This is a genomic window from Pseudoalteromonas sp. S1609 (genome assembly GCF_005887255.1).
Lineage (GTDB): Bacteria > Pseudomonadota > Gammaproteobacteria > Enterobacterales > Alteromonadaceae > Pseudoalteromonas.
The window spans coordinates 1-253 of the sequence record NZ_PNDJ01000169.1 but is presented as its reverse complement, the minus strand read 5'-3'; the positions used below and the strand labels follow the sequence as shown (position 1 = coordinate 253).

Annotated in this window: 1 protein-coding gene; it reads right to left on the bottom strand. The window is 44.3% G+C overall.

The features are described 5' to 3' along the window. Positions 1–253: Hsp70 family protein (locus CWB76_RS19275; protein ID WP_171039670.1), on the bottom strand; the 253-nt coding region annotated here is incomplete at both ends.

Genomic DNA, 253 nt, shown 5'->3' with positions numbered 1-253 from the left:
AGTCACTTGTACCACCACCAATATCTATTACTAGCACTTTTTGGTCTTGCGTTAAATCACTTTCATAATCAATCCCGGCGGCAAGTGGTTCATATAAAAATTCCACATCTTTAAAGCCTGCTCGGTTTGCTGCACGTGTTAAAATGCCCACGGCTTGTTGGTTTGACTGCTCACCACCAACTGCTTGAAAATTCACTGGGCGACCAATAACAGTTTGGCTCAGCGTATACCCTAACGATGATTCGGCACGTTG